Source organism: Psychrobacter sp. TB20-MNA-CIBAN-0197, from assembly GCF_040309765.1.
Lineage (GTDB): Bacteria > Pseudomonadota > Gammaproteobacteria > Pseudomonadales > Moraxellaceae > Psychrobacter > Psychrobacter submarinus.
Genome location: NZ_JBEOPC010000353.1, coordinates 1 through 289 on the forward strand (window position 1 = coordinate 1; position 289 = coordinate 289).

The window sequence follows — 289 nt, forward strand, 5'->3', positions numbered from 1 at the left end:
GTACTAAATATCTCAATCAATTAGAAACGGTAAAATCATCATTCGCTGATGCTGGCGTCGACATCATTGCTGTATCAGGTGATAGTAAACAGCAGCTAGAGGCGCATTTAGAAGAGCTGGATATCAGCTTTCCAATAGCTTATGGCTTGACTGTTGAGCAGATGAATACCTTGGGGCTTTATATCTCCGACCCACGTTCTGAAAAAGAAACCGATCATCCTTTTGCAGAGCCTGGTGTCTTCGTTATTAATGCTAAAGAAGAGATTCAAATCATTGACATCTCTAATGC

General features: G+C 40.8%; 1 protein-coding gene. It reads left to right on the top strand.

All coding sequences use genetic code 11. The features are described 5' to 3' along the window. Positions 1–289, top strand: a 289-nt coding sequence (locus AAEY83_RS13995; RefSeq protein ID WP_351059746.1) for a redoxin domain-containing protein, incomplete at both ends; no start/stop codon positions are given.